This window comes from Deinococcus peraridilitoris DSM 19664 (assembly GCF_000317835.1).
Taxonomy (GTDB): Bacteria; Deinococcota; Deinococci; order Deinococcales; family Deinococcaceae; genus Deinococcus_A; species Deinococcus_A peraridilitoris.
This window is the reverse complement of the sequence record NC_019789.1, coordinates 141,024-160,176: the sequence shown is the minus strand read 5'-3', so window position 1 is coordinate 160,176 and position 19,153 is coordinate 141,024. Positions and strand designations below refer to the sequence as shown.

Below are 19,153 nucleotides of genomic sequence, written 5' to 3'. Positions count from 1 at the left end.
AATGGCAACAATAGAGCTATGCCACGCACCACCAAACCCAAAGGCGCACCAACCAAAGCGGCCAGTTCCCCAACTGAGGTGCATCAACTCAAAATCACCCTCAACGGCAGCAAACCCTCTGTCTGGCGTCGCATCCAGGTGCCCTCCACCTCCACCCTCGGGCAACTTCACGCCGCCATCCAGCTCGCCTTCGGCTGGACCAACTCCCACCTCCATGAATTCGAAATCGCCCAGCAGCGCTACACCATGGACCTGGCGGACGAATTCGACGACTTTGGCGGCATCGACGAAGATACCGTCACCCTTACCGCCGTGCTGCCCAAAGGCACCCGTGCCAAGTACCTGTATGACTTCGGGGATTCCTGGCAGCACACCATCCTCGTCGAAGACATCCTCCCCGCCGACCCGCAAGCCACCTACCCCACCTGTCTCACCGGCAAGAACGCCTGCCCACCCGAAGACTGCGGTGGGTTCTTCGGCTACGCGCAGATGCTTGAAGAGCTCCAGGATCCCGATCATCCGGAACATGAAACCTGGCTGGAATGGCTCGGCGGAGACTTCGACCCCAAAGCCTTTTCGGTCGACGAAGCCAATGCACGCCTGGCGCAGCTGGCCAAGCTACGCAAGGGACGCCGGGCAGCGTCACGCCAGTAATACTCGCGCTCGCAGCAGATCGAACTTGGCGCGTCCGTACATCTGGCGCTTCAAGTACTTCAGCCGTGTCACCTGCCCTTCGGTCTGTCCGTTACTCCACGGCTCCGTGAATGCGGCGAGCACAGCGTCATAATCAGCCGCCAGTCCTTTGGCGAAGCGTCGCAGTTCGGAAGCTACGCTCGCTTTCGCGTCGCTGAGCCAGGCCGCGAATCGTTGCGCATGATCCTCGCCTTGCTGATGGACCAGTTCCACGAAACGCTGCGCCAGGTCGTACACCCCCACTGAGACCGGGATGTTCTCGTGCAGTAACGCCAGGCGTCGAGCCTCGCTTTCACTCAATTTGGGGGCATCGCGAACGAACATCCACATGCCCTGCCGTGGGGTGTACAACCCAGCGAGTTTTGACTCTGGAACGGCAGGTTCGGCGTAACCGGAGTACTCCAGCACACCACGCTTCAACCACTGCACCGCGATATACACCGATGTGCGCGATCCCTGATAGCCACGCTCTTCCAATTCGTTGCACAGTTGATTCACCTGCAAATCAGGCGTGTCCCACCGCTCCACGATGTAAGGGACGAACGCACTCAAATCCGCCAGAGGCTTCTTTCGTTCCGGGAAGTGGCCCAGCGCGAGCCAGACCGTGATGGTCGAGCGGCTCAAGCCCACCTGCCGAGCTATGGAACGATAGCTGAAGCCCTGCTCATACAGTTCAACAGCATGTTCGTATTTGGCAAGGCGTTCTGCGCGGCGCTCGAAGACTGACTGCTGGTGCCGCATGTACCAGTTGTCCGTTGCTTTTTGGGCTTCAGCACCGTCATTTGGGTTGGGAAGAGGCAAGCTTGGTGCATTTTCTTCTCGAACCAGCAATGAACGGCGATGACGGGACAGCCAGTGTTCGACGGCTGTTCCGAGATTGGAGAGCAGATGCCAGCGATCAGCGATCTGCTTGGCGTTGGGTGCACCAGCGGCAATGCCACGGGCAAATTCAGGGCTGCGGTCCCGACTGACGATTTCTACGCCGGGATGGGCTTGCAACCAGGTGGCAAGCGTTTCAGCGGAGCGGTCTTTTAACACGTCGATGACGCAGTGTTGTTCAAGGTCGACGAGCAAGGCACCGAAGGTCTTGCCTTTCCGGAAGGAGAAGTCATCCACACCCAACACGCGTGGGGTGTTGAATTCTGGGAGCGGCTGGGCTCGGATGGCGCGCAGGAGGCTGTCTGGGCTGGTCGGCATTCGAAGTTGAATCAGCAGTCGCGCGGAGGCTTCACCGCCCAGCGCGAGCGCGACGGATGTTTGGGCAGCTTGGAGGCGGGTGGTGCGTTGAGCGTGAGGTTTGAGGAGTTCGGGCCAGGGTTCAGCGAAGGTCTGACGGGCACAGTTTGGGTTGAGGCAGCGGAATCGACGAACGTGCAAGAGCCACTTCACGCGCTGTTCGCCCAGAGGGGCGTCGTCTGGCGCGCGGGTGTAATGGCTATGAATGTGATGGCTTGGTTGCCCGCAGGCCGGACAGCAGACCTGTGTGCTGGTGCCGTGTAGGTGGAGGAGCAGGCCACCGTGATGCTGGTAGCTGCGGTCGATGGACAGCGTTGGGGGGAGGAGTAGAGCGTTCATTGCTCAGTGTTCGCTTTGCTGGCTTGACGTTCAAGCCGCCCATTCCTGGCTCAGCTGCACATCACCTGCGGGAGAGCCCAAGACTGTGGTGCGGCTTTTGGCGAGCGAGCGCGAGCGCCAGCGTCATGAGAAAACCAGCCAGGACGATCCACGCCAGCGCGTCAATGGAAACGAATAGGCGGTACAGGGCTGGGTTAGCCAGTGCAGCCGCGAAATCAGAGTACTCGAACCCGCCGAACCCCGAAGGGAGTGAGTTGCGTTCGGTGGCCGGGAGAACGAGGATGATGAAGAGAATCAAGAGCGCCAGATAGCTGAGGCCAGCCGCGAACGCCCAACGCGAGACGTACCGCAGCCAGTTCGGGTGCGTAGTGTGATCCATTGCTGTTCCTCCTGGAGAGCGAAGTTTCCGTAATCGTTTGTGTTCTGGGGAATGGTGCGCAGTCGCGTTGTCTGGCTTCGACACGTCACCTGCATGCCAGGGGCTTTGTCGTAGACACTGTTGGCGCCGGGCAAGCTCGTTGTGACGACTGAGCTTCTTACCATAACTTTATGAAGGGACGTGTCCCAGCGTCATCAGCGCAGTGTCCTGGCCGAAGTCCTGGTAATTTTGGGACATTGCCGGTCAACAAGGGGGCGGCAAGTCATTGGTGTTCGTGCTCTCAAGTGGCGAACGACACGAGTCCCGTTACCTCGAATGGCTTCTGGTACTCGGGGCCTCAACGGACACCCGCGCACCCAGCCCGCACCTGAGGGGGACTAAAGTGCGTCTGATAAAGCGCTGTTGCGGCGGAACTGTCTCAATTTGAAGGTCTCGTAGCGCAAGTGGGCTGTCCTCCATCCTGGATTGCCGGCAAGGCGTTCCTGCCCTGTTGGGGCAGCTCCCGTCTCCAATGGCGAATGGTCGCTGTAACGACATCAAAGGCGTGAGCAGCCACTCTACGGCCTATAAACGACGCAACGCCAATTCCTGGCGATTCATGCTCTGGCGAGTCGTCGAAGCATCAGCCGGATCATCACCTCGTACACCACCGCTTCAGCAGTTTCCACCAGTGCTTCGTCATCCTTTGCCAACCGTCTCGATTTGCCCAGCCAAGCGAAGGTCCGCTCGACGATCCACCTTTTTTTCAGTACGACGAAGCCAGCAGGAACCTCGATGGGAGCTGGCGCAGGGCTGTTCACTTCAACCCACGTTCCCTGCCACCCAGACCAGGGGTGCTTGATGATTTCCAGCTTCCAGCCCAGCTCTTCTTTCATCCAGTTCGCGAGTTTCCCGCTGTACCCCATGTCCGCGAAGACCACGTTCATGCGGGGAAACGTCGTTTTGAGGTTATCGAGCAGCAACGTGGCGCCAGATCGGTCCTGGATGTCAGCCTTGTGCACCTTCACCCGCATCACCAGCCCGAGCGTGAGTAAAGGGCATGTAGGAGAGCAGAGAAGGGTGTCGAATAACCGCGAATCGGGGTTGACAGGTGTGCAGTTTAGAACCATTCGAGCACTCGTGTGATCAGCGTGAGCAAAAATACCTGCCCGTTGGAACTGCGGTAGAGTCGAGCGCGTGCGCTTCTTCGAACCTCGTGATCATGATGTGTGTCTTGCTCTGCTGGACAGCAATACACCCGAGTTCTTTGCACCTCAGGAACGTGCAGACTACGTTCGTTTCCTTTGCACACATAGGGGACCTTACTTCGTCCTGGAACGGGATGGAGAAGTCGTGGCGTGCGGTGGCGTGGCTCTCTATCCGGATGATGCAGCTGGGGTGCAGCTCGACGTTGACTCAGCAGGGTTGACATGGGGAATGGTGCGCCGGGACCTGCATGCGCAGGGCCTCGGAACAGCATTGCTCGAAGCACGCATGATCTGGCTCAGGACGCATGCGCCTCAGGTTAAGGAGGTACGCCTCTCCACAAGTCAGTTCACGACGAAGTATTACGCACGACCTGGGTTCGAGGTGACGCGCATCACCCATGATGGGTTCGCACCAGGCGTGGACGCGATCGAAATGCGGTATGTGGTTGTGCCTCTGGCACGACCATAAAGTTATCAGGGCCCCGAAACAGCGGCAGGAGACACTGGGGTATGGGCCGCCTCAATTGCGCCTCCCGGCAGCACGATTGGGTGAATCCCCTGAACTGAGCAGTGAGTTGAACACTGTTGTTGCGTGGAACTGGACCAGCCGCACAGTGAGCCGAGCCCGTGTGAGAGAAGACAGAGCATGTCGGATTCGCTCCTTCCCCTGGAAAGCTTTGCCTGCCCTGCACCGCACTGTGAACAACACGGCCAACGCGGTCAGGGCAACCTCCGCGTCCGCAAACTCTACGGTGATGAGCAGCGCCGGCTGCTGAAGTGCCGCTCTTGTGGTACCGAGTTCAGCGAACGAAAAGGCACCCCCCTCTGGAACACCCGCGCTCCAGAAGACCAGCTGGTGAGTGCCGTGGAGCACCTGAGCGCCGGGAACGCCTTGAAGACCACCGCCAAACTGACCAAACTGCATCGCTCCACTGTCCGTCGTCTCGCCATCCTCACTGGTGTCCACGCTCAAGGACTTCATGACCAGCAGGCCAAGAACTCCAGCTCAGCGCGTTGCAGGCCGATGAGCGCTACGGCTTCGTTGAACGCAAAGGCCAGCGGCTCTGGGAAGCAACGGTGATTGAACCCAGGAGCAAGTTCCTGGTCCAGAGCGAACTCGGCCAACGGAACGAGGATCTGGGACGGAAGCTACTGCTTGGCGCTCGGCAACGACTGGCCAATCCCCATGACCTGGTGCTCTTCACCGATGGCTGGGCGGTGTACGAGTCCTTGTTTCCTGAGGTGTTTGGCGTTGCTTACCGTCCGCCTCGTCAAGGATCACAGGGTCGTTTCAAGAAAGTCCGCTTCCGGGTGCCCCGCACGCTGGCGCACGTGTTGATCGTGAAACGGCGGGAGGGGCGCCGGGTGGTGATGGTCTTGCTCGGGTTTGGTGGAAGGGGAGTTGAGTCTCAGCCAGAATGGGGACTGAGATGCCAAGACAAAGTGTCACTCACAGCGCGGAGTTCAAGCAGGAAGCCGTCCGGCTGGTCCTCAGCAGCGGGAAGAGCTGCGCTGAGGTCGCCCGCGACCTGGGAATCGCCGATTACCTGCTGGTCCGTTGGAAGCGACAGCACGAGGCGCGCGAAGCGTCAGGGAAACCCAGCTTCACCGGCCGGGGCGTTCCAGCCCGCTCCGCGCAGGAACTCCGCATCGCCCAGCTCGAACGTGAGCTTGAGATTGCGCGGCAGGAACGTGATGTCCTGAAAAAAGCCGTGGCCTATCTTGGGCAGAACGGACGCCCATGAGGACGCCTGCCCGCTTCTTCGCGAAGGAAAACCGCTAATCTATCGCTTCATCCAGGAACACCGCGATCAGTTTCCCCTGGAGCTGATGTGCCGGGTTCTGGAGGTCAGCGTGAGTGGCTATTTCGCCTGGCGGGGAAGGCCAGAAAGTGACCGTACACGCGAGGATCGGGCGTTGACCGAGTCGATCAGCAGCATTCACCGGCAGAGCCGAGAGACGTACGGTTCACCCAGGGTGCAAGTCGAGTTGCGGGAGCAGGGGAAGCATGTCAGCCGGGCACGTGTCACCCGGTTGATGAAGTCCGCTGGTCTCAAAGTGCGGCGTAAGCGAAAATTCCGCACGACGACCAATTCCAAGCATCGCCATCCTGTAGCCGAGAATCTGCTGGAGCGCGACTTCACGGCTGCGGCGCCGAATCAGAAGTGGTGCACGGACATCACGTATTTACCGACGCGTGAGGGCTGGCTGTACCTGGCCGTGGTGATGGATCTCTTCTCCAGGAAGGTCATCGGGTGGGCCATGCGGGAAACGTTGCACACCGAGCTGGTATTGGCCGCCTTGGAGCTGGCGGAGCAGGCTCGGCAGCCGGGGGAAGGGATGCTGCATCATTAGACCTCCTGCGAAAGTCATGACTGCACGTCAAGGGTGAGGTTGACGAGGGCGGCGATCAGGTGCAGGCGCAGCGCAAAGCGCCTGCGACGATGACGATACGTCTCCTTGAGCACCCGGAAGATCTTCAGCCATCGGATGACATGCTCGATCCTCTGGCGGAAGTGCGCTAGCACGCGGTTTTCGTGCCGCTGCTCTGCGCTGAGCGAGACGCGCGCTGTGGCTTTATGCGGGGTCAGCGAGAGCGTGTGATCGTGGGCGATGCCCTGATACCCGGCGTCGGCGATCAGAGCGGTTTCTTGGTGCACCCGAATGCCCGAGGCGCGCAGCAGCGTGAGGTCATGCGTCGCCCCACGACCGACCGCGACGCACAGGATGCGCCCGGTGAGGGCCTCGATCATCACTTGAATCTTCTGGGTGTGCCGCTTCTTCTTGCCGCTGTACCACGTCCGCTGTTTTTTTGGGTCGCTCGCACGGCACTTCGGACACGTCGACGAGGACCGCGCTGTACACCGTCTCGGTCGTCAGCGCCGAGCGACGCGGCAAGGAGAACTGGCCGCTGGCCAGCAAGGCGGCTTCGACACGCTCGACGGTGCGCAGCACCGTGGTCTCGTGCACGCCCCAGTCGTCGCCGAGGTGAGCTTGAGTGCGATACTCCCGCCAGAATTCCAGTGTCATGAGCAATTGCTCGTCCGGGGTGAGCGCTGCGGGACGGCCCGCCTTTGTCTTGGCCCGCTCGCGCTGATCAAGCACGTCGCGCATCGCCTCGAAGGTTTCGGGGTATACCCCGGTTCGCCGCTTGAACCGCACGCGGTTCAACTTCATCGTCCGTTCGTACCGCTCGTGCGCCATCCCCTACCCTAACCCACCACTTTCGCAGGAGGTCTATTCGGACCAAGGGGTGCAATATGCGTCTGGGACGTACCAGGAGGTGCTGGAGCGTCTGAATGCGGTGCAGAGTATGAGTCGCAAGGGGGAGTGCTGGGATAATGCCGCGCTGGAGAGCTTTTTCTCGACCTTGAAGATGGAACTCGACTTGGATGTAGCCCAGGGAACCCGGCAGTGGACCAGAACGCTGGTATTCGAGTGGGTAGAAGCCTTCTACAACCGTGAACGCCGTCATTCAAGCCTGGGGTACGTTTCGCCTCAGAAATTCGAAGAACAGTGGGCCAGACTCAACTGACCTTCCACGAAAGCCTTGCAATTCCACTTCGTCTCCAGCGCGTTGCAGCTTGTCTTGCGTGGGCAGGGCATGGTGCTCTTTTACAATCATGATGTACCCTCAGGGTACCCTGCTGGCCCCTCCATGCGGGGAAATAGAGAGCGGCCGTCCTTCCTATAAATGAGAAGCGTCGAAGTTCGAGAACGTTGCTTGTGTTCGCGCGGCCTCTCCTATAACGCGAATCTCGAATGGGGCTCTGATCCAGACTTGCGATAATTTATTTCTTTCGCATCTCGTGCTCCCTGCGAAGCACAAGTGTTGTTGGAATTTTGTGAGGGAAAATACATTATCTTTAAGATCAGCATGTCACTGAAGGACCCGCGCGTCCCGACCGTAGTTCCCATGAACCACGCGCGTCTTCCTTTGGCTCGCACGCCCGCTCCTCAAGTGCTGGGGAAGCACCCTGGTCGAGGTGCCCTGTGACAACAGCGATGACGGCGATGGTCGCGCTTGACCTCGAATTCGTGGGAGAAGATTTTAAGGTTGGTGCGCTTGTGTCAAGTGGAGGAGCGTGGACTTTCACGCTGGCGGACGTTGAGCACGCCGCTTACGCTCTTGAACAAGCAGGCGTCATTGTCGGACACAACATCCGCAAGTTCGACTTACCACGCCTCGCGCAGCTGCGTGGACGTCCGTGGCATCCGGGCTTAGACGCACGTACTCTCGACACACTTGAGTTGGCGAGCCTCGCCTTCCCAGGCCGTCCCTCTCAAGCGCTCGATAAGCTATATCGTGAGCACCATCACGCAAACGACCCAATTGCTGACAGCCATGAAGCCCTTGCTTTGGCAGAAGAAGCAAAGCGATCACTTGCGGACCTGCCTGCTGTCGTCTGTGCTGTTGCCCGGCGGCTCCTGCCGCTCGGGGCTTTGCGGGATCTACTTCCTGAGGGCGTGTCCGATTGGACGGCCGTGCAGGAGGCCCTCGGGGAACGCTCGGCAGACCGTTTGCGCGCGCACCTGGATACCCTTCCACCCGGTCAGCACGAGAATCTCGGCGCGGTTGTCTACCTTTACTGGGCCCTGCACCGGCACAGTCCGGATTGCCGCCGCCCCGCTTGGGTGGAATTAACCTTCCCCTCCTTCCGTGAAGCGGAACGCGCGCTCGGCCGGTTGGACACCTCCCAGGAAGCCCTCACCATGGAGCTCCGCTCTTTCTACGGGCCCACGTACGACTTCCGGGAGGGGCAACTCGAGATCGTGCAGGGCCTGTTGCGTGGCGAATGCGTTCCACTTGGTTTGCTCCCCACCGGTGGTGGGAAGAGCCTCACCTTTCAGTTCCCAGCGCTGCTGCTCAGCAAGCATTACCGTGCCCTCACCATTGTCGTGTCCCCCTGCAGGCCCTGATGGAGGACCAAGTGCTGAACTTGCAGGTGGCGTTACCCGGCTGGGGCGAGCGGGCCGCGTTCCTCAGCGCCGCGCAGACACCCGTGGAGCAACGAAAGGTCCTGGACAGCGTCTGGGAAGGCCGTGTGGATCTCCTGTACGTCAGCCCTGAACGCCTCCGCAACCCGGGCGTCTTACGCCTCCTTCGGCACCGCCGCCCTGCTCTGTGGGTGCTGGACGAGGCGCATACCTTCTCTCAGTGGGGCATGGACTTCCGACCGGACTTCCTGCGTCTCGCGCGTGCTATCCGTGAAATTCACGAAGGTGACGAGGCACCCCTACTCGGCCTCGTCACCGCAACCGCCACACACCGCGTTGCCGCAGACCTCGAGGGGAAGCTCGTTACGGTCCTGGGGGATGTTTTAAAGCGCCCCATGCGGCGCATCCCGCAGGACATTGAGTTTCAGTGGCGCGCTGAGATTCACACGGAAGTCGAGCGGCTCCCCAGAACGGAGCGCCTCGCGGCGATTCGGCAACGCCTGCAAGCCACTCGGGGGGAAGGCGTCGCAATCGTCTACGTGCAGAGCCGCAAACTCGCAGAGTCCTACGCGGAGCAGCTCGAGAAGGCCGGCTTCCGCGCCGCGGCATTCCATGCACGTGTCCTAAGTGGAACGAAGCAGCTGGTCCTGCAAGCCTTCAAGGAAGGAGAACTTGAGGTGGTCGTCGCGACCAGCGCGTTTGGGATGGGCATCGACCGTGCTGGGATTCACAGCGTGTATCACGCGGGGCCACCCTCCACGCCCGAATCATACCTGCAAGAGATCGGACGTGTCGCCCGAAAGACGGGAGAGCGAGGCCGGGCCGTGCTGTTTTGGGACGAGCAGGACTTTCAGTTCGCCTTTGACTTCGAACGGCAAAACCGCGTCGGAAACGAAAAGAACCTCAAGGACGTTTGGCACCTCGTCCGCAACCGCCTCAAGGAAGCCCCACCCGCCCGTTGGGTGTCGAGCTTCGAGTTCGCGCATGCCCTCTCGCAAGACGACCCGGAGGACCTCGTCACACAAGCGCGCGTGGCCCTCTACGCCCTTGAAGCGTTCGACCTGGTCCGCGAAGGCGAAAAGCAACCTGCCCGGTTGCACCTGCGCGTCTTGCAGAGTGATGAGCCGCCCGGTGTGGAAGGTGCGCCTTTGCTCGCTCACCTGCGTAAGCGCGGCGCTAAGCCCGGCGAGGAACTCGAGTTGGACGTGCGCGAAACGGCCCTGTTGGCGAGTTTGCGGCCCAGCAAAGTTGTGACCGCCGCCCGGCAACTCGTGAAGACTGGGCACGCTGCCTGGAGTTACCCAGTCACGTTGCGAGCCCGTTATGGGGGCCGGAAGGCACTCGACGTGGCCGCGGCCAGCTTGCGGGCATTTCTTGCGCATCTGGCGGAACACGAGGATGTGGACCTCAGCCGCATCCACCTACAAGCGGTCGAAGCGGACCTTGTACGCCGCAATAAAACCGCGCGCCTGGTTACCGCCTTCCGCGCCATCGCCGCACTCGGCATCGCCCGCACCCGCCGTGACGCTTTTACCGGGCATCTCGTTCCGAATGAGCATGCACCGCTCAAAGAGTGGACTTCGGAAGCGGAGCAGCGCATGCGTGGTCTGCGCGCCCTTGGTGACGACGTCCTCGCCGCACTGAACGAGCAGGCTGAGGGAGGCGTCGTCACGTTGAACGCCGTAGAACTTGATGCGCGCTATGGGGACGCCCTCGACGGACTCAACGCCATTGAGGGCCTGCTCGCGCTCGCGCAGCTCGGCGTGATTGATGTCGCCCGCGGGGATAGCGAGCAGGGCGGGGTGTTCTACCTGGAGCGCGGAGGAACCCCCAAGTACTCCCGAAAAGCATACGAGCCACTCAGCGCACACTACGCGGACCGAGCACGGCGACTGCACGCCATGCGTCACATCCTCCTTCAACCTGGGGAGGTCGAACGCGTCCGCATCATTCGCGACTACTTCACCCTCACCTTGAGTGAGTTCTGCGAGCGGCACTTCCAAGACCCAGAAGCGGCCAGCATGCCGCAACTGCCTGAGTATCAGCACCGCATTCTCGACGAGCTCAGCGACACGCAACGTCGTGTTGTGACGGATGACGAGAGTCGCGCGATCCTGGTGCTGGCCGGCCCGGGCTCCGGGAAGACCCGCACGGTCGTGCACCGCGTCGCGAATCTCGTCGTGCTGCGCGGCGTCCCCGCCGACCGCGTGCTGGTCCTGGCGTACAACCGTACGGCCGCTGCGGAAGTCCGTGAGCGCCTCGCAGCGCTCATTGGCCCCCTCGGCGTGCACGTCGACGTCCTCACCTTCCACGGTCTCGCTCGCAAACTTACCGGCCTCACCGACGGGGACGCGGTCGACACCACAGGACGCAAACTGACCGGAGACGCGGCGCACGCGTGGCTGCTCGAGCAAGCCATCACACACCTCGATGAGACACCGGCTCCGTACCAGTACGTTCTTGTGGACGAGTACCAGGATGTCGACGACCTTAAGTACCGACTCGTGACGCGCCTCGCCCGCTTTAACGCCGCTTCAGGTGACACTGCAGAAGGTGAGGATGATCGAGAGCAACCCGGGTACCTCGTCGCCGTCGGAGATGACGACCAGAACCTGTATGGCTTCCAAGGGGCGGATATCTCGTTCATCCGCCGCTTCCAAAGCGACTACGCAATCACCGACGAGAATGTCGTACTGCTCGTTGACAATTACCGGTCTCGTCCGCATCTCGTTGAGACCGCCAATGCCTTTATGGCCTCCAGTCTTTCGATTGAACAGCGCCTCAAGAACGCCGATCAGCAGGTGCGTAGCGTCCGCACCGACATGCTGGGGGAGGTGTTCTTCGGGCGGTACACGCGCCGATACCACGCGGCTCTCGCCGTCGCGCAGGAAGCGCGCCGCCTTGTGGATACGGGCACGCCCCCCCACGAGATCGCGGTGTTGGCCCGGCAGTGGACGCATTTGGAGGAAGTGCAGCACACCCTACGCGAGGTGGGCCTCGCCTGCCAGCACTACGAAGTGGATGATCAACTGCGCCCCGCGCGCAGCCTGGTCGGGCAACGCGTCCTACAGGAGCTCCTGCGGACCCCCGACGCATTGAGCGAGCATGTCCCCACCACCCTCGAAACCGTTCGCACCCTACTGGGGCTCAGTGGGGAGGATGCCAGTTGGCCCGCCTTGCTCGCGGCCGTGCATGACCAGTGGAACCTGACATTCGAATCCATAGCGTTACGGCTCGAGAGCGCTCGCCCACTCGCCCGCGGCGGCGTGGTGCTCAGCACGTACCATACTGCGAAAGGCAGTGAGTTCACGGCGGTGTTCGTCTTGGACGAACGCGAATTCGAAGTGACCGACGATGACACCCGCGCGCTGTACGTCGCCCTAACCCGCGCGAAGGAGCAGCTGTACCTGCTCCGCAACGTGCATGCATGCCACCCCACCTTTAAAGCCACAACGTTCATGCTCCGCCTGCAGCAGCTTGGCGTAAAGCCCTTGCTCATCCCAACCAACGCACCCCTGCCTGAAGTGATCGAGTACCAACTGCGCGCCACACCTGGCGACTTGTACCTCAGTGCGCCGGTACTCCTTTCCCAGGAGGGGCGTGACGCAGTGGAGCATTACGCACGCAGATGGGGGGAGTTGTCCCTCTCAGACTTGCGCGTGAGAACAGCGGGTGGGTGCGTTGCACAGTTCGTGCGTCCTCGTAGCGACCGCCAGAACAAGCTCTTCACGCAACTCCAACGTCTCCTGCAGGGAGGCGCGCGTATTCAATTGCATGGTCAGACGGTGATGCACGTTCCACGGGATGACGAGTGGTACGCGCGTGCTGGGTACAGCGGACCGGAAACGCATCACCACGTGGTCGTGCCCAGCATCCGGGTGCGTCGTAATTTAGGGTGAGGGGACGGTACCAGCGCAGGTTGGAAAGACAGATCGTCGTGCCGCTCCCCTTGTCAAACAGCCCTCGGTCACTGGTGGATGGGCGCGTCTTCACGCATAAATGGCCAGTGGTACGCGGTCCAGAACTCGGCGTGCAGTCGGAGAGGCACGGCCACACTCTTCGTGCCTGTCACGTCAAGGTACGACAGCCGCACATCATTCAATGCGCGCACGAACGCAATCTTGTCCGTATTCTGCTTCGCGTCGTGCCGCAAGATCGACGCGAGCAGCGCCTGACCGTTTCCCATGTCGCCTTATGCTACTCAGGACGGCTCCTTGACTCACACGATCCGTGCTTTGTTCGCAGGTGATCCTCGACCACAAAGGCCAGCCGCAAGAAGGCGAAGTATGGCGCAAAGAGCCAGAGCGGCGTGGAGGATGACGCCTCTGGGAATTGAGAACGGCTTACGCTGATGACACCCAGAAACGCGTGGCGGCGAGCCTTGAAAGAGAAATTTCTACGCGAAGGAGAAAACGATGACCAAGGAGCCCCCGAACTGGGTCGTTCTGAAGGAATGCGCGGAAGAACTCACGCACCGTGGGCTGACTCCCTTCACTCGGCAACAGCTCATCACGGCCGTCCAGTCGCGCTTTCCAGATCGGAGCGAGAGTTCCCTCAACCCCATGATTCAAGGCATGACGATCAACCTGAAAGGTGGAGCGCCAGGCGGCATTGGTAAAGAAGTGTTCCGCTCTGTCGGGCGTGGGGTATTCGAATTACGCCCTCAATCCGCACGACCACACGGTGCCCCCGACGTCTCGACGACCGCCAGAGAACCCGCACGAAAGCAGTATTCCGTCGTTCCCAGCGCACCCACGCCCACAAACGACCTGCGTCCACTGATCTTGGTTTCATGCGTCAAAAGCAAACGCAACCAGCCTGCCATCGCTGAGGATTTGTACACCTCGGCCTGGTTCGTCAAAGCGAAACGCTTCGCGAAAGCCCACGGTGAGCAGTGGTTCATTCTGTCTGCCAAATATGGGCTGGTCGAACCAGAATGCGTGCTCGAACCCTACGAACTGACCCTCAACGAATTACGCATCGCGGAACGCCGCGAATGGGCAGAACGTGTCATGCAAGCATTGCGCCCCCGCTTGGTGCCGGGACGACACGTCATCCTGCTGGCTGGAAGTCGGTATCGAGAGTTTCTGATGCAGCATATCGAGCAACACGGCTGTCACGTCGAGGCTCCTCTGGCCAGCATCGCTGGTTTGGGACCACAGCAGAACTGACTGGAGAACGCCATAAAGAACCGGACGTGACCTGCCAGTTATGGATGAGACGCCATGGAGTTTAGGAGCGGTTGAGGAACAGACCAGCTTGGGCGGATCACATAATTGCCCGGATGGCAGCGTGGTTAAGTTTGGGTACGCATGGGTGGGTATAGGCTACCCGGCAATGCCATCTTGAAACTGCGAAAATCATGTCGTGACCTGGTCTGCTGACGCGATCCGCAAGCGCGCCCTCTTCGACGGTTGGTTGGCCGCTCATCTCGACTTCCTGGTACCGCTCGCCTCAGCCGGAGAAGAGATCGACCGTCGAACCGTGCAGGCGCGTTTGACTTCACTGGTGGGTCGCCAACAAGCGCCGGAGTACGTGTACGTGTTGCTGGAAAGGCGACCCGCGGAGATGACACCGGCGTATATCGGCAAGGCCCTTTCACCTCGGGAGCGTTGGACGCAACACCTGATAGGGTTGGCGCGGGGTACGGGCAGTTACGCACGCTGGCGGACACGTCTACTGCGTGAAGGACACGAGTCCGTGCGTTTCGATCTGCAACTGCTGGTGGTGGGGGAACCGCAGGTACAGTTCCCACCCATTCCGGATTTCCCCATGACGATCGGCGCGGTCGAGTACCAGCTGGTGGGCCTCGCGGCAGACGCCTACCCGCTGCGACTGCTGAATCACGAAGGGCAAACGCGATGACGACACTGCAAGCCTGGCTCGACAACTTTCCCAATCTGCGTGTCGCGCCGCTCTTCGAAGTCGACGGGTTGACAGTCCGCACGCATCCACGTGGCTCAACAGGAGAGCGGCGCGTCCTGACGCGCTCTGCGGAGTTCGACTCGGCAATGATCGACCTGGTGGAGGCGGGCCTGAAGGATGACCGTTGGCAAGGTTTGGTGTACCTGATGGGTTGGGGTGAGCGCGCGGCATTCGTTCCGCTGTACATCGGCAAAGCCGAAAAACGGGGGAAAAGTCAGACCATCAGCGCGAACCTGAAGAACTTACGGTCGAACCATGGCTTTTTCGCACGTTGGGGGTACAACACTGATTACCACGTGGGAGACCTCAGTCACGCGATATTCGAATGGACTGCTTACCGACCACCCACCAAGAAGTACCGCCGCTGGGCGGAGGTGTTGTTCGCTTCGTACGATCCGCCGGTGTTGCGCGCCGGTGACGATGCTGCTGCTGCCGTGGTTTGAGGACAGCCGGGGCCCGAGTGGCTTCATCACGTCAGTCGCGGCAGCGGAGAAGGAAATCATCGCGCTCACGTCAGGCTTGCACGGCGAACACCTGCTCAACATCGATGGCCGGTAAGACCCTCACCATGCGTGTGTTTGTCGGCATCACTGACAGGGATTGGTACCGTCACCTTTCCCAGCAACCGGGCTTGGAGGAAGTGAGCTTCTGGCGTCCAGCGGTAGAACGCGAGCATTCCAGTCAGCGGCTGACCTCCGCACTCAAGGATCGTAAGCCTTCCAGGTCCAGGGTGGACAGCGCCGTCTGGATTCTGCTTTCAAAGTCTGGCGGCGCGTCTGGGACGTTGGCCGCTGCGCGAACTGCGCCTTTCTCGTTCGTCAGCCACACGCCGTGCCGCGCGCATAACGTCTGCGCCATGGCCATCACAGCCTGATACGCACAGCCTTGCAGCCAGTGCACGTCCCCACGGGCCTGACCCTTCACTGCGCCTTCCAGCCAGAATTGCGGCTGCCAGGCGTAGTGACGCTCCAAGGCCACACGTAACGCCTGCGGGTACGCACCAAGGCGTTCCTTCAGCTCCTTAAGCCGCCCGTGCGGATCGAGGAGCACGACGCTCAGCGCCAGTTCCGCCGCGTAGTGATGGCTGTGAATTCCATGCGGATGACCGACTTGGGCGTGCAGGATCACCTGGCCGGCCAGGGCGTCATTGATGCTGATTTCAACTCGACGAAGGTCACGGTAAATGAAGTCAACACGCTGTCCTTTGATCGTCAGCCATGCTCCGCCATCTACCCAGGGTCCCCATTCACCGGGCAGCGTCGCCTGGGCGACGCCGTCGTCGTCGATCTGGCGGCACAAGTCGTTCAGCTGCGCCGCGTCAAGCGGCCTGGAGGGGTCGTAATACAAGCCCAGGTCCAGATCAGAATCGGGGTGGGCAGCGCCACGCGCGTGCGAACCACCCAGGCTCACGGCGATCACGCCGGGAATGCTCACGAGGCGCGTGGACAAGCGAGAAGCCAGGGCAGGAACGGGCATCACGTTAATGGTCACGCTAGCACTCTGCACAGCCTGAGCGCACTCCACCAGGCGGCTTTGGGTGGCGCCTGCGGAGCCTCTGGCAACAGCTTCTGGGCAATTTCAGTACCGATACCACAATGCTAGTGGAAGGCCGAAATGCACGGCTGGTCGTGTGTCATGCAGGCCTCAGCAGCCACTCCCGCATCAAGTTCAGCGCGGCCTGTCAACGCGAAGGCATCCTGTACACGCCGCACCGCACGAAAGCAGGTGTGCTCACCACAACTCTCATCCGAGCGGTCATAAAACGTGCACGTGACCTGGACCATTTCAAACCTGAGCTGCTGCCGGTACGGTCGCTCGCCACGGCCAGGTACCTGCAGGATCGGTACGGAGGCTACCTCAAGATGGAAATCAGAAATCACGTCAAATGCATTGCGGCGCCACCCGCGGCTTTGCTACGTGACCTGGCCATGATGTACGCCGCGGACTGCCGACGCAGTTTCTCGCTGCGTATGAAGTGGAACATGACCCCAGCCTGAACGTTCAAATGCTGTACGGAGAGCCGAACCTATTCGAGTATGGGCTGCTGAGCGTCAGCCGGTGCCTCTCCCCGTTTGTGGAGTCAACGGTCAGTCCAGCCCTTGCGCTCACTTGATTTACAACGACAACAGCGGGCGGGTGCAGGTGCTGCGCCAAGCGAAAGACGTGCTGCTGCCTTCGTCCGTACACTCTGCCGCGGCACTTCCCCGCTTCAGGACTGGACGCCAAGGGTCGTTAGATTATCTCTGACAATGGAAGTGAGCCCTTTAGACCTGCGTCATTCAACGTTCACAGGCGACACCGTCACCATCCCGGTCCATGGCGCTACGGTACCCGCTTTCGCCACGCTTGATGTTGGTGTACCCGGCGTTGCGCGCTTCCGCGCAATTGCGGAAGTACACCTCCGTCGTAGGTGCTGGCGTGGTAGGAGCAGGCGTAGTCGTCCGGGTGGTCTTCTGCGTACCCAGTCCCTGCTCCGCGGTGACAGTGTACGACCCGTCGGGCTTCACGCTCACCGTGACTGTGCCGTTGAGGTCCGTGCGGAACACCTGCGCATTCACCATCTTATAGACCGCCAGCGCCTCTGAGGAAGGATGACCGTAGTTGTTCTTCCCCACCCCGATGACCACCATCTCGGGTTTCACGAGCTGTAGGAACTCCAGGGTGTCGTTGTGTTTGCTGCCGTGATGCAGCGCTTTGTACAGCTGCACATTCCGAAGCTGTGACGCGTACCGCTGAGCCCAGCCTTTCGTCGTGACGGGCTCGGCGTCCCCACCGAAGAACACCTTGAAGGATCCGTAGCTGAGCAGCACCCCGACGCTGTTCGCGTTCTGATTGGTCTTCGGTACCCCCAATGCTGGCAGCACCTGCAGCTTCACCTGCGCGCCCAGATTGATACTGCGCTCCGTTGCCCTCAAACCCTGACTGCCCGCCTGTTCAAATGCGGCCAGCACCCGCGCGTACGTCTGCGTACTTTTCGCGAGTCCATTGTTCAACACCGCTCGTGGTTTGAATTGCTGCGCGACCGCTTCGAAACCGCCGATGTGATCCGCGTCACCCTGGCTCATCACCGCCAGGTCGAGTTGCTTCACGCCGTACCGCTTGAGAAGCTGCGCGGCGGTGGTACCTCGTCCAGCGTCGTACAGCATGCTTTTGCCATCCGGGGTGGTGACGAGCACCGCGTCCCCTTGCCCGACATTCAGAAAGCGGATCTGCAGGTCAGCAGCGGAGGCGGCGCAAAGAAGCAGTGGGAGCATCAATAACAGGCGTTTCATAAGTCAAGGTCTCCGCCGTCGTCTTTCGCGTTCAGCGCATTGAGGGCCTGTTGATTCGCCTGCAGAGCCTGCTGGGTCGCTGCGGCGTCGATCTCGAAAGTCACGTGCCCGTCTTTGGCGATGACCTTCAGATGGTCACCTTCCTGAGCGGCCTGGGGCAACCACACACGCGGCAAGTCCAACGAGCGATCGTGCCACTCGATGACAACCAGGTCTTCCTCGAAGCGTTCGATGACGAAACGGTCAGCCATGTTCTTCCTCCGTCCTGGCACGCTAGCACTCTCCTCACCCTGAGGGCACCCGAAATCAAGCGCCCAAAGAGGCAGGCAGCGCGCCATCGTCCGCCAGCAACTGCAAGGCCACTGCCGTGACAGCGTCTGCCGGCAGGAACGCCTCAATCGCCAGTTCCGAGAGCGTCACGTCAACGGGCGTCCCGAAGACCGTGGTGATGCTCAACAGCGTCAACGGACCGAACGATGAAGCCAGGCGGATCGGCACGAACACTTCCGCCGGACTGACGTTCACCTCATTCGCGGCGGGCGTGAAGTACCCGGAGAGTTCCTGGTGAAGGGCACGCAGAGTCGCGTCTCCGCTCGTGTCGATCTGCCGGCGGAGCCGCGCGAGGACATGCGCTCGCCATTCGCTCAAGTTGAGAATGCGCGGCGATAAGCCGTTCGGGTGCAAACTGAGGCGCAGAACATTGAGGGGTGGTGTCAACAGGGAGGGATCGAGGCCGTCCAGCAACCGCAACGCCGCACGGTTGGCCGTCACGAGCGTCCAATGACGATCCACCGCCAGGGCCGGTGACGCTCCATACCCGCTCAGGACCGCGTCGATCGCAGCGCGCACCGCCTGCATGGCAGGATCGTCCAAAGAGCGTTGCGGGTACAGTGGCGCGTACCCCGCTGCCTGAAGCAACACGTTGCGTTCCCGTAAGGGCACCTCGAGCTGCTCGGACAAACGCAGCACCATCTCCCGGCTGGGCACGGCACGTCCGGTTTCCATGAAGCTGACATGCCGCGCGGACACGCCACTTTCACCGGCCAGGTCAAGTTGGCTCAACCGGCGCTGCTGACGCCAGCCTCGCAGCAGTTCCCCGAAGGTTGGCGTGGCGTTCATGCCCTGAGGATACCCGCTGCAGCGCAGACTTCCGATTACCTGCCAGGTAATCGATTTCAGTGCGT

Annotated in this window: 19 protein-coding genes and 3 pseudogenes; 12 read left to right on the top strand and 10 right to left on the bottom strand. The window is 61.0% G+C overall.

The window, feature by feature from the left end:
* The first annotated feature begins 18 nt into the window (after positions 1-18).
* Positions 19-654, top strand: a complete 636-nt coding sequence (locus DEIPE_RS19500) for a plasmid pRiA4b ORF-3 family protein (RefSeq protein WP_015231295.1) — start codon at positions 19-21, stop codon at positions 652-654.
* On the opposite strand, the gene DEIPE_RS19495 is transcribed toward DEIPE_RS19500, so the two are convergent.
* The 3 genes from DEIPE_RS19495 to DEIPE_RS19485 form a co-directional block, all read right to left on the bottom strand.
* Positions 643-2,268, bottom strand: a complete 1,626-nt coding sequence (locus DEIPE_RS19495) for an ISL3 family transposase (RefSeq protein WP_015231294.1) — start codon at positions 2,266-2,268, stop codon at positions 643-645. The genes DEIPE_RS19500 and DEIPE_RS19495 overlap by 12 nt on opposite strands.
* 61 nt (positions 2,269-2,329) lie before the next feature.
* Entirely contained in the window at positions 2,330-2,647 is a 318-nt protein-coding gene (locus DEIPE_RS19490; protein WP_015231293.1) for a hypothetical protein, read from the bottom strand.
* Between the two features lie 596 nt (positions 2,648-3,243).
* Positions 3,244-3,660, bottom strand: a complete 417-nt coding sequence (locus tag DEIPE_RS19485) for an IS5/IS1182 family transposase (protein WP_052326837.1) — start codon at positions 3,658-3,660, stop codon at positions 3,244-3,246.
* 163 nt (positions 3,661-3,823) lie between these two features.
* Here DEIPE_RS19485 and DEIPE_RS23360 point away from each other — a divergent pair, with 163 nt between their 5' ends.
* The 4 genes and pseudogenes from DEIPE_RS23360 to DEIPE_RS19465 form a co-directional block, all read left to right on the top strand.
* The gene (locus DEIPE_RS23360) at positions 3,824-4,303 is read left to right on the top strand and encodes a GNAT family N-acetyltransferase (RefSeq protein ID WP_041231787.1); all 480 of its coding nucleotides are present in this window, start codon (positions 3,824-3,826) and stop codon (positions 4,301-4,303) included.
* Between the two features lie 177 nt (positions 4,304-4,480).
* Positions 4,481-4,915, top strand: coding sequence for a helix-turn-helix domain-containing protein (locus tag DEIPE_RS24200; protein ID WP_157449097.1), 435 nt, complete (start codon positions 4,481-4,483; stop codon positions 4,913-4,915).
* 349 nt (positions 4,916-5,264) lie between these two features.
* Positions 5,265-5,579, top strand: a complete 315-nt coding sequence (locus DEIPE_RS19470; RefSeq protein WP_015231291.1) for a transposase — start codon at positions 5,265-5,267, stop codon at positions 5,577-5,579.
* Positions 5,557-6,186 (top strand): annotated as a pseudogene (locus tag DEIPE_RS19465) (IS3 family transposase); the annotation flags it as partial. The gene DEIPE_RS19470 and the pseudogene DEIPE_RS19465, both read left to right, overlap by 23 nt.
* 17 nt (positions 6,187-6,203) lie before the next feature.
* On the opposite strand, the pseudogene DEIPE_RS25130 reads toward DEIPE_RS19465, so the two are convergent.
* Together DEIPE_RS25130 and DEIPE_RS25125 are read right to left on the bottom strand one after the other, a co-directional pair.
* Positions 6,204-6,599, bottom strand: a pseudogene (locus tag DEIPE_RS25130) (transposase family protein); the annotation flags it as partial.
* Positions 6,526-6,864 carry a helix-turn-helix domain-containing protein gene (locus DEIPE_RS25125; RefSeq protein ID WP_245557687.1) on the bottom strand — a complete coding sequence of 113 codons (339 nt, stop codon included), beginning with the start codon at positions 6,862-6,864 and terminating at the stop codon, positions 6,526-6,528. The pseudogene DEIPE_RS25130 and the gene DEIPE_RS25125, both read right to left, overlap by 74 nt.
* Before the next feature lie 208 nt (positions 6,865-7,072).
* Between DEIPE_RS25125 and DEIPE_RS19450 the strand changes: the two are divergent.
* The 3 genes and pseudogenes from DEIPE_RS19450 to DEIPE_RS19440 all read left to right on the top strand — a co-directional run.
* Positions 7,073-7,369, top strand: a pseudogene (locus tag DEIPE_RS19450) (transposase); the annotation flags it as partial.
* 932 nt (positions 7,370-8,301) lie between these two features.
* Complete coding sequence (locus tag DEIPE_RS24560) at positions 8,302-8,754, top strand: DEAD/DEAH box helicase family protein (RefSeq protein ID WP_169316627.1); 453 nt, start codon at positions 8,302-8,304, stop codon at positions 8,752-8,754.
* Between the two features lie 11 nt (positions 8,755-8,765).
* Entirely contained in the window at positions 8,766-12,671 is a 3,906-nt protein-coding gene (locus tag DEIPE_RS19440) for a UvrD-helicase domain-containing protein (protein ID WP_169316626.1), read from the top strand.
* 68 nt (positions 12,672-12,739) lie between these two features.
* Here the strand turns inward: DEIPE_RS19440 and DEIPE_RS19435 are convergent, their stop codons facing one another.
* Complete coding sequence (locus DEIPE_RS19435) at positions 12,740-12,958, bottom strand: hypothetical protein (protein WP_015231290.1); 219 nt, start codon at positions 12,956-12,958, stop codon at positions 12,740-12,742.
* A 229-nt stretch (positions 12,959-13,187) separates the two neighbouring features.
* On the opposite strand from DEIPE_RS19435, the gene DEIPE_RS23355 reads away from it, so the two are divergent.
* The 4 genes from DEIPE_RS23355 (at position 13,188) to DEIPE_RS24195 (ending at position 15,255) form a co-directional block, all read left to right on the top strand.
* Positions 13,188-13,943 carry a DUF6884 domain-containing protein gene (locus DEIPE_RS23355; RefSeq protein WP_015231289.1) on the top strand — a complete coding sequence of 252 codons (756 nt, stop codon included), beginning with the start codon at positions 13,188-13,190 and terminating at the stop codon, positions 13,941-13,943.
* Between the two features lie 196 nt (positions 13,944-14,139).
* Complete coding sequence (locus DEIPE_RS19425; RefSeq protein ID WP_015231288.1) at positions 14,140-14,637, top strand: GIY-YIG nuclease family protein; 498 nt, start codon at positions 14,140-14,142, stop codon at positions 14,635-14,637.
* A complete protein-coding gene (locus DEIPE_RS19420; protein WP_015231287.1) occupies positions 14,634-15,140 on the top strand; it encodes a hypothetical protein in 507 nt (168 codons plus the stop codon). Before DEIPE_RS19425 ends, DEIPE_RS19420 begins: the two co-directional genes overlap by 4 nt.
* Positions 15,118-15,255 carry a hypothetical protein gene (locus DEIPE_RS24195; protein ID WP_015231286.1) on the top strand — a complete coding sequence of 46 codons (138 nt, stop codon included), beginning with the start codon at positions 15,118-15,120 and terminating at the stop codon, positions 15,253-15,255. Before DEIPE_RS19420 ends, DEIPE_RS24195 begins: the two co-directional genes overlap by 23 nt.
* Positions 15,256-15,378: 123 nt before the next feature.
* Here the strand turns inward: DEIPE_RS24195 and DEIPE_RS19415 are convergent, their stop codons facing one another.
* From DEIPE_RS19415 to DEIPE_RS19395, 4 genes are all read right to left on the bottom strand, one after another.
* Complete coding sequence (locus DEIPE_RS19415; RefSeq protein WP_015231285.1) at positions 15,379-16,188, bottom strand: nucleotidyltransferase domain-containing protein; 810 nt, start codon at positions 16,186-16,188, stop codon at positions 15,379-15,381.
* A gap of 788 nt (positions 16,189-16,976) precedes the next feature.
* On the bottom strand, positions 16,977-17,969 hold the full coding sequence (locus tag DEIPE_RS19405) for an excalibur calcium-binding domain-containing protein (protein WP_015231283.1): 993 nt from the start codon (positions 17,967-17,969) through the stop codon (positions 16,977-16,979).
* On the bottom strand, positions 17,966-18,220 hold the full coding sequence (locus DEIPE_RS19400) for a DUF3006 domain-containing protein (protein WP_015231282.1): 255 nt from the start codon (positions 18,218-18,220) through the stop codon (positions 17,966-17,968). Before DEIPE_RS19400 ends, DEIPE_RS19405 begins: the two co-directional genes overlap by 4 nt.
* A gap of 55 nt (positions 18,221-18,275) precedes the next feature.
* Positions 18,276-19,088, bottom strand: coding sequence for a helix-turn-helix domain-containing protein (locus DEIPE_RS19395; protein ID WP_041231898.1), 813 nt, complete (start codon positions 19,086-19,088; stop codon positions 18,276-18,278).
* Positions 19,089-19,153 lie beyond the last annotated feature (65 nt).

Bases quoted from the DNA above. Each gene is read 5' to 3' on its own strand.
- DEIPE_RS19500 (WP_015231295.1), top strand. From the start codon at position 19: ATGCCACGCACCACCAAACCCAAAGGCGCACCAACCAAAGCGGCCAGT.
- DEIPE_RS19495 (WP_015231294.1), bottom strand. From the start codon at position 2,268: ATGAACGCTCTACTCCTCCCCCCAACGCTGTCCATCGACCGCAGCTAC.
- DEIPE_RS19490 (WP_015231293.1), bottom strand. From the start codon at position 2,647: ATGGATCACACTACGCACCCGAACTGGCTGCGGTACGTCTCGCGTTGG.
- DEIPE_RS19485 (WP_052326837.1), bottom strand. From the start codon at position 3,660: ATGCGGGTGAAGGTGCACAAGGCTGACATCCAGGACCGATCTGGCGCC.
- DEIPE_RS24200 (WP_157449097.1), top strand. From the start codon at position 4,481: ATGTCGGATTCGCTCCTTCCCCTGGAAAGCTTTGCCTGCCCTGCACCG.
- DEIPE_RS19470 (WP_015231291.1), top strand. From the start codon at position 5,265: ATGCCAAGACAAAGTGTCACTCACAGCGCGGAGTTCAAGCAGGAAGCC.
- DEIPE_RS25125 (WP_245557687.1), bottom strand. From the start codon at position 6,864: ATGACACTGGAATTCTGGCGGGAGTATCGCACTCAAGCTCACCTCGGC.
- DEIPE_RS19435 (WP_015231290.1), bottom strand. From the start codon at position 12,958: ATGGGAAACGGTCAGGCGCTGCTCGCGTCGATCTTGCGGCACGACGCG.
- DEIPE_RS23355 (WP_015231289.1), top strand. From the start codon at position 13,188: ATGACCAAGGAGCCCCCGAACTGGGTCGTTCTGAAGGAATGCGCGGAA.
- DEIPE_RS19420 (WP_015231287.1), top strand. From the start codon at position 14,634: ATGACGACACTGCAAGCCTGGCTCGACAACTTTCCCAATCTGCGTGTC.
- DEIPE_RS24195 (WP_015231286.1), top strand. From the start codon at position 15,118: ATGCTGCTGCTGCCGTGGTTTGAGGACAGCCGGGGCCCGAGTGGCTTC.
- DEIPE_RS19405 (WP_015231283.1), bottom strand. From the start codon at position 17,969: ATGAAACGCCTGTTATTGATGCTCCCACTGCTTCTTTGCGCCGCCTCC.
- DEIPE_RS19400 (WP_015231282.1), bottom strand. From the start codon at position 18,220: ATGGCTGACCGTTTCGTCATCGAACGCTTCGAGGAAGACCTGGTTGTC.
- DEIPE_RS19395 (WP_041231898.1), bottom strand. From the start codon at position 19,088: ATGAACGCCACGCCAACCTTCGGGGAACTGCTGCGAGGCTGGCGTCAG.